Genomic DNA, 7685 nt, shown 5'->3' with positions numbered 1-7685 from the left:
CCCCGCGCGACGCGGGGGCCCTTCGTGTCGTACCCGGCGGGCGCCGTCGTGCCCGGTGGGCGCTCAGAGCTTGCGCAGCAGCGCCCGGCGGACCTTGTGGTCCGAGCCCTTCTGGAGGATCAGGGTGGCGCGGCCGCGGGTCGGCAGCACGTTCTCCAGCAGGTTGGGCTTGTTGATGGTGCGCCAGACCTGCCGGCCGTACTCCATCGCCTCCTCCTCCGGCACCTCGGTGAAGCGGCGGAAGTAGGAGTTCGGGTCCTGGAAGGCGGTCTGCCGCAGCTTGCGGAAGCGGTCCAGGTACCAGTGCTCGATGTCGTCGGTCCGGGCGTCGACGTAGATCGAGAAGTCGAAGTAGTCGGCCACCGCGAGGCGGGTGCGGCCGTCGGAGCCGGGCAGGGCCGGCTGGAGCACGTTCAGGCCCTCGACGATCAGGATGTCCGGGCGCTCCACGGTCAGCCGCTCGCCCTGCACGATGTCGTACACCAGGTGCGAGTAGACCGGCGCGCTGACCCGCTCCTTGCCCGCCTTCACGTCCGCGACGAAGCGCATCAGCGCCCGGCGGTCGTACGACTCCGGGAAGCCCTTGCGGGCCATCAGGCCGCGCCGGCGCAGCTCGGCGTTGGGGAGCAGGAAGCCGTCGGTGGTGACCAGCTCGACCCGGGGGTGCTCGGGCCAGCGGGCGAGCAGTGCCTGGAGCAGGCGGGCGGTGGTGGACTTGCCGACCGCCACGGAGCCGGCCACGCCGATGATGAACGGGGTGCGGGTGCGTTCGGTGTCCGGGGTGTCCAGGAAGGTGCCCAGCGTGCCGCGCAGCTCGTGCGTGGCGTGGATGTACAGGTTCAGCAGGCGTGACAGCGGCAGGTAGACGTCGCGGACCTCGTCCAGGTCGAGGGCGGTGCCGAGGCCGCGCAGCCGTTCCACCTCCTCGGCGGTCAGCGGCAGTGGCGTACGCTCGCGCAGCGCGCTCCACTCGGCCCGGCTGAGGTCGACGTAGGGGGACGGCGACGGGCCGGGCGTGGCGGCGCCCCGCGTACAGAGTTCGGTCAGCACATGCTCCATTGTGAGCCGTAGCGGCGTTCACGGTGGCTGTGGTGTCGGTCACGCAGCGTTCGCGCGCGGGGGGGAAACGGCCACAGAACCGCCCTTATGCTGGCACGCATGTGCGGAATTGTTGGATACGTGGGCGCTCAGTCCGCCCTCGACGTAGTAATCGCAGGCTTGCAGCGACTGGAGTACCGGGGCTACGACTCGGCCGGTGTCGCGGTGCAGGTCCAGGACTCCGAGGGGCAGTGGAGCCTGGCCACCGACAAGCGGGCGGGCAAGCTCGCCAATCTGGAGAAGTCGCTCGCCGAGACCCCTCTGCCCGGCGGCACCACCGGCATCGGCCACACCCGCTGGGCCACCCACGGCGGCCCGACGGACGCCAACGCCCACCCCCACCTGGACGACCACCAGCGGGTGGCCGTGGTGCACAACGGCATCATCGAGAACTTCGCGCAGCTGCGCGCCGAGATCGCCGAGCGCGGCCACACCCTCCGGTCCGAGACCGACACCGAGGTCGTCGCCCACCTGCTGGGCGAGGCCTACGCGGGTGACCTCGCCGAGGCCATGCGGGTGGTCTGCCGTCAGCTGGAGGGCGCCTTCACCCTGGTCGCCGTGCACGCGGACGCGCCGGACGTGGTCGTCGGTGCCCGCCGCAACTCGCCGCTGGTGGTCGGCCGCGGCGAGGGCGAGAACTTCCTCGCCTCGGACGTCGCCGCCTTCATCGCCCACACCCGCGAGGCGATCGAGCTGGGCCAGGACCAGGTGGTCGAGCTGCGCCGGGAGGGCGTGACCGTCACCAACTTCGACGGCACCCCGGCCGACGTGCGCGAGTACCACGTCGACTGGGACGCCTCGGCCGCCGAGAAGGGCGGCTACGACTACTTCATGCTCAAGGAGATCGCCGAGCAGCCGAAGGCGGTCGCCGACACCCTCCTCGGCCGGATCGGCACCGACGGCCGGCTGACCCTGGACGAGCTGCGGATCTCCGACGCCGACCTGCGCTCGGTCGACAAGGTCGTCATCGTGGCCTGCGGCACGGCCTTCCACGCCGGCATGATCGCCAAGTACGCGATCGAGCACTGGACCCGCATCCCCTGCGAGGTTGAGGTCGCCTCCGAGTTCCGCTACCGCGACCCGATCATGGGCCCGGGCACGCTGGTCATCGCCATCTCGCAGTCCGGCGAGACCATGGACACCCTGATGGCCCTGCGGCACGCCCGCGAGCAGGGCGCCAAGGTGCTGGCGATCTGCAACACCAACGGCTCCACCATCCCGCGCGAGTCGGACGCGGTGCTGTACACCCACGCCGGCCCGGAGGTCGCGGTCGCCTCGACCAAGGCGTTCCTGACCCAGCTGGTCGCCTGCTACCTGGTCGCCCTGTACCTGGGCCAGGTGCGCGGCACCAAGTGGGGCGACGAGATCTTCGCCGTCATCAAGGAGCTCGGCGACGCGCCGAAGCAGGTCGAGCAGGTCCTGGAGACCATGGAGCCGGTGCGCGAGCTGGCCCGCTCGCTGGCCGACGCCCGTTCGGTGCTGTTCCTCGGCCGCCACGTCGGCTTCCCGGTGGCCCTGGAGGGCGCGCTCAAGCTCAAGGAGCTGGCGTACATGCACGCCGAGGGCTTCGCGGCGGGCGAGCTCAAGCACGGCCCGATCGCGCTGATCGAGGAGGGGCTGCCGGTCGTGGTGGTCGTGCCCTCGCCGCGCGGGCGCTCGATCCTGCACGACAAGATCGTCTCCAACATCCAGGAGATCCGGGCCCGCGGTGCCCGCACGATCGTGATCGCCGAGGAGGGCGACGAGACCGTCGTCCCGTACGCGGACCACCTGATCCGCATCCCGGCCACCCCGGTGCTGCTCCAGCCGCTGGTCGCCACCGTCCCGCTCCAGGTCTTCGCCTGCGAGCTGGCCACGGCCAAGGGCCACGAGGTCGACCAGCCGCGCAACCTGGCGAAGTCGGTCACCGTCGAGTAGTCGCTCGGCGGCACGGTGCCCCTGCGGTGGCTGCGTCCCACCGCAGGGGCACCGTGCCGAGCGTGAAGGAGAACGGGGCGGGGAGCTTGATGCGCCTGCCGAATTCGGTTTCGTGGAGGGTGGTGCAGTCGCCGTTCCCCGGATCCGTGAACAGCGTCACCCTGCCGTCGCTGCGGTCGATGACCAGGTAGCACGGGATGCCCGCAGCGGCGTAGCCCAGGTGCTTGGCCTCGCGACCCTTGTGCGGGCCACAAGGTAGGCGTACGGACCGGCACCGGCGGGGGATCGAAGTGGTTGTCACTCGAACGTGTGCCGCAGGCCCGGCTCCCGCGGGGCGGTGACGCGGGCTAGCGTCGGCGGTAGCCGACCGCCGAAGGAGTTCTCCCCATGCGTCATGCACACCCTGTGGAAACCGTCCGGGCCGCCGAGGCCGAGCTGATGGCGCGGCTGCCCGAGGGCACCCTGATGCAGCGGGCGGCCGCGGGGCTGGCCGCGACCTGCGCGCGGCTGCTGACGCGGCGTCGAGGGCGGGTGTACGGCAGCCGGGTGACGGTGCTCGCGGGCAGCGGGGACAACGGGGGTGACGCCCTGTACGCCGGGGCCGCGCTGGCCCGGCGCGGGGCGCGGGTGACGGCGGTGCTGCTGGCGCCGGAGAAGGCCCACCCGGGCGGGCTGGCCGCGCTGCGGGCCGCCGGCGGGCGGGTGACGGCGGAGCGGGAAGTCGGCCTGGCCGACTTCTCGCGTGCGGACCTGGTGCTGGACGGGATCGTCGGCATCGGCGGCCGGGGCGGGCTGCGCCCGGAGGCCGTGCCGTACGCGAGGGCCGAGCGGCACGGGATCGTGGTGGCGGTGGACCTGCCGAGCGGGGTGGACGCCGACACCGGGGAGGTGCCGGGCGCCGCGCTGCGGGCGGACGTCACGGTCTGCTTCGGCACGTACAAGCCCGGGCTGCTGGTCGACCCGGGGGCCTCGTACGCGGGGGCCGTGCAGCTGGTCGGCATCGGGCTGGAGCCGGGCGCCGCGCAGGTGACGGCGCTCCAGCACGCGGACGTGGCGGCGCTGCTGCCGGAGCCGGGCGCGGAGAGCGACAAGTACCGGCGCGGCGTGGTCGGGGTGGCGGCCGGCTCGGCGACCTACCCGGGGGCGGCGCTGCTGGCGGTGGCCGGGGCGCTGCACGGCGGCGCGGGCGCCGTCCGGTACGTGGGCACGGCGGCCGAGGAGGTGGTGCGGCGCTTCCCGGAGGTGCTGGTCACCGAGGGCGGGCCGGCCGGCGCCGGACGGGTGCAGGCCTGGGTGGTCGGGCCGGGCGGCGGCGAGGGGGCGCGGCAGGCGCTGACCGAGGCGCTGGCGAGCGACGTCCCGGTGCTGGTGGACGCCGACGGGCTGACCGAGCTGGGCCGGCTCGGCCCGGACGCGCTGGCCGGCCGCACCGCGCCCACCCTGCTCACCCCGCACACCGGCGAGGCCGCCCGGCTGCTCGCCGGCGCCGACGGCGGCACACCGCCGGCCGCCGACGACCTGGCCGCGGCCCGGCTGGCCACCGCCCGACGGCTGGCGGCCGGCTACCGCGCCACGGTGCTGCTGAAGGGCTCCACCACGGTGGTCGCCGATCCGGGCGGGGCCGTCCGGGTGAACCCCACCGGCACCTCCTGGCTGGCCACCGCCGGCAGCGGCGACGTGCTGGCCGGGCTGGCCGGCTCCCTGCTGGCGGCCGGCCTCGCGCCGCTGGAGGCCGCGTCGGCGGCCGCCTACCTGCACGGCCTGGCCGGCCGGGAGGCGGCGGGCGTGCCGGGCGCCCCGACGACGGCGCTCGCGGTGGCCGGGGCGCTCCCGGCGGTGTGGCGGGCGGTCCGCGCGGGGTGACCCCGGAACCGGGACATCCGGTTGCGGCGTCCTGAACGGGGTGAACGGGCGGTCCGCCGCACGTCGGCGCGTCGTAGGGGGCCGCCGCGCCGCCGGGCCGTTCGGCGAGGACTCCGGGACGTCTGGGAGACTGACCCTGATGACAACTGCGAACACGACCGGCACAGCCACCCGCACCGACGGCCTCCGGGCCGAGGCGACCATCGATCTCGCCGCCCTGCGCGGCAACCTCGCCGCCCTGCGCGAACGCGTCGGCGGCGCGGCGGTGATGCTCGCCGTCAAGGCGAACGCCTACGGCCACGGCGCGGTCGAGTGCGCCCGGGAAGCGGTCGCGAACGGGATCGGCTGGCTCGGCTGCGCGACGCCGGACGAGGCGCTGGCGCTGCGGGCCGCGGGCATCCGCCCGGAGCAGGCCCGCATCCTGTGCTGGCTGTGGACGCCGGGCGGGCCCTGGCACGAGGCGCTGCGCGCGGACCTGGACATCTCGGTCAGCGGCCAGTGGGCGCTGGACGAGCTGCTGCCCGCCGTCCGCGAGACCGGCATCCCGGCCCGGGTGCACCTGAAGGCCGACACCGGCCTCGGCCGCAACGGCTGCCAGCCGCACGACTGGCCGCGGCTGGTGGCCGCCGCCCGCCGGGCCGAGACGGAGGGGCTGCTGACGGTCGTCGGCGTGTGGTCGCACTTCGCCGCGGCGGACGAGCCGGGCCACCCGTCGATCCAGGCCCAGCTGGACTCCTACCGCGCCGCGCTGGCCACGGCCGAGGCCGCCGGGCTGCGCCCCGCGGTCCGGCACCTGGCGAACTCCCCGGCCGCGCTGCTGCTGCCCGAGTCGCACTTCGACCTGGTCCGCACCGGCCTGGCCGCGTACGGGCTGTCGCCGGTGCCGGAGGTGGGCTCGCCGGCCGACTTCGGGCTGCGCCCGGTGATGGCGCTGACCGCGCGGCTGGCGCTGGTCAAGCACGTCCCCGGCGGGCACGGGGTCAGCTACGGCCACCACTACACGACGCCGGGCGAGACCACCCTGGGCCTGGTCCCGGTCGGCTACGGCGACGGCATCCCCCGGCACGCCAGCGGCACCGGCCCGGTGCAGATCGCCGGCAAGTGGCGCACGGTGGCCGGCCGGGTCGCGATGGACCAGTTCGTGGTGGACCTCGGCGGCGACACCCCGGCGATCGGCGACGAGGTGCTGCTGTTCGGCAACGGCGAGCGCGGCGAGCCCACCGCGGAGGACTGGGCCCGCGCCTGCGGCACCATCTCGTACGAGATCATCACCCGGATCGGCGCCCGGGTGCCCCGCCGCTACCTCGGCGGCAGCCACCCGGAGGGCCCGTCGGCATGACCGGTGCACCGGCCGAGGGCAGTCCGGTCGCGGCGGTCGCCAAGGCGGCCGGCGCCGCCTCCGGGGTGAGCCGGGCGGGTGTGATCGGGATCTCGGTCGGCGTACTGGCGGCGGGGGCGGCCGCGGGCGTCGCGGTGGAGCGGCTGACCGTCGGCCGGGCGATGCGCCGCCGGGCCCGGGCCGAGCTGGACGCGAACGCCCCGTACGGCTCGCTGCGCGGCCGTCCGAGGACGGTGGCCGCGCCGGACGGCACCGAGCTGTACGTCGAGCTGGACGGCACCGGCTGGAGCGGGCCGGACGGGGACGGCGCCGGCGCCGAGCCGCTGACCGTGGTGTTCTGCCACGGCTACTGCCTCAACCAGGACAGCTGGCACTTCCAGCGGGCCGCGCTGCGCGAGGGCATGCGGCTGGTCCTCTGGGACCAGCGCAGCCACGGCCGCTCCGAGCGCTCCCGTTCGTACCTGGCGGGCGAGCCGGCCGGCATCGACCAGCTGGGCGGCGACCTCAAGGCCGTGATCGACGCCGTCGCCCCGACCGGGCCGCTGGTGCTGGTGGGCCACTCGATGGGCGGCATGACGGTGATGGCGCTGGCCGACCAGCACCCTGAGCTGTTTCGCGAGAGGGTCGCCGGGGTGGCGCTGATCGGCACCCTCGCCGGGGACTGGAACGAGGTCAGCCTCGGCCTGCCGAGGGCCGGCGCGAAACTGTTCAGGAAGGTCGCGCCCGGCATGGTGAAGCTGCTGGGCCGCCAGGTCGACCTGATCGAGGCGACCAGGCGGCTGGGCTCGGACGTGGCCGCCGTGTTCTACCGGAGGTTCTCCTTCGGCGGCCGGGACGTCGACCCCGGTGTGGTGCGCTTCGCCGAGCAGCTGCTGGACGCCACCCCGATCGACGTGGTCGCCGAGTTCTACCCGGTGTTCGGCGCGCACGAGAAGTACGAGGCGCTGGCCGCCCTGCGGGGCCTGCCCGCGCTGGTGCTGGCCGGGACGAAGGACCTGCTGACGCCCTCGACGCACAGCGAGGCGATGGCCGCGCGGCTGCCCGGCGCCGAGCTGGTCCTGGCCGAGGGCGCCGGGCACCTGGTGATGCTGGAACGCCCGGAGCTGGTGGACCACGAGCTGGCGCGGCTGCTGCGCCGGGCCGCCGGCTTCGCCGGGGCGGCGCCGCTGCCCGCGGCCGTCCTCGACCTGGCCCGGGAGCGGGTCGCGGAAGGCGTCGTCGACCCCGTGTGAGCCCCGGCGGCGCGCGGATGTGGCACGGTAGCGGTGGCGGCCGGTGGTCGGTGCGCCGGTACGGACCGAAGGGCAAGACACGCGCATGGGCTCGCACGCCACTCTCACCGTCCCCACCCCGGAGCGGATGGGCCGGCTCGGCCGGGAGCTGGCCGCGCTGCTGCGGCCGGGTGACCTGGTGCTGCTCTCCGGGGAGCTGGGCGCGGGGAAGACCACGCTGACCCGGGGCCTGGGGG

6 protein-coding genes are annotated in these 7685 nt (G+C 75.0%); 5 read left to right on the top strand and 1 reads right to left on the bottom strand.

Annotation, left to right across the window (positions count from 1 at the left end; genetic code table 11):
- Positions 1 to 63: 63 nt before the first annotated feature.
- Entirely contained in the window at positions 64 to 1059 is a 996-nt protein-coding gene (gene coaA / locus ACIQOV_RS17685) for a type I pantothenate kinase (RefSeq protein WP_359897501.1), read from the bottom strand.
- A gap of 99 nt (positions 1060 to 1158) precedes the next feature.
- On the opposite strand from coaA, the gene glmS reads away from it, so the two are divergent.
- The 5 genes from glmS to ACIQOV_RS17660 all read left to right on the top strand — a co-directional run.
- Complete coding sequence (glmS, locus tag ACIQOV_RS17680) at positions 1159 to 3015, top strand: glutamine--fructose-6-phosphate transaminase (isomerizing) (protein ID WP_401049449.1); 1857 nt, start codon at positions 1159 to 1161, stop codon at positions 3013 to 3015.
- 387 nt (positions 3016 to 3402) lie between these two features.
- The gene (locus tag ACIQOV_RS17675) at positions 3403 to 4878 is read left to right on the top strand and encodes an NAD(P)H-hydrate dehydratase (RefSeq protein WP_401049447.1); all 1476 of its coding nucleotides are present in this window, start codon (positions 3403 to 3405) and stop codon (positions 4876 to 4878) included.
- 139 nt (positions 4879 to 5017) lie between these two features.
- Positions 5018 to 6217: an alanine racemase gene (gene alr, locus ACIQOV_RS17670; RefSeq protein ID WP_401049445.1), complete on the top strand. Its 1200-nt coding sequence runs from the start codon at positions 5018 to 5020 to the stop codon at positions 6215 to 6217.
- Complete coding sequence (locus ACIQOV_RS17665) at positions 6214 to 7449, top strand: alpha/beta fold hydrolase (RefSeq protein ID WP_401049444.1); 1236 nt, start codon at positions 6214 to 6216, stop codon at positions 7447 to 7449. The genes alr and ACIQOV_RS17665 overlap by 4 nt, the downstream gene beginning before the upstream one ends.
- Positions 7450 to 7534: 85 nt before the next feature.
- On the top strand, positions 7535 to 7685 hold a 151-nt coding region (locus tag ACIQOV_RS17660), incomplete at its 3' end, for a tRNA (adenosine(37)-N6)-threonylcarbamoyltransferase complex ATPase subunit type 1 TsaE (RefSeq protein ID WP_401049448.1).

This window comes from Kitasatospora sp. NPDC091257, assembly GCF_044757675.1.
GTDB lineage: Bacteria > Actinomycetota > Actinomycetes > Streptomycetales > Streptomycetaceae > Kitasatospora > Kitasatospora lactacystinica.
Note: the sequence above shows the minus strand (reverse complement) of the source record. Positions and strands in the feature narration are given on the sequence as shown.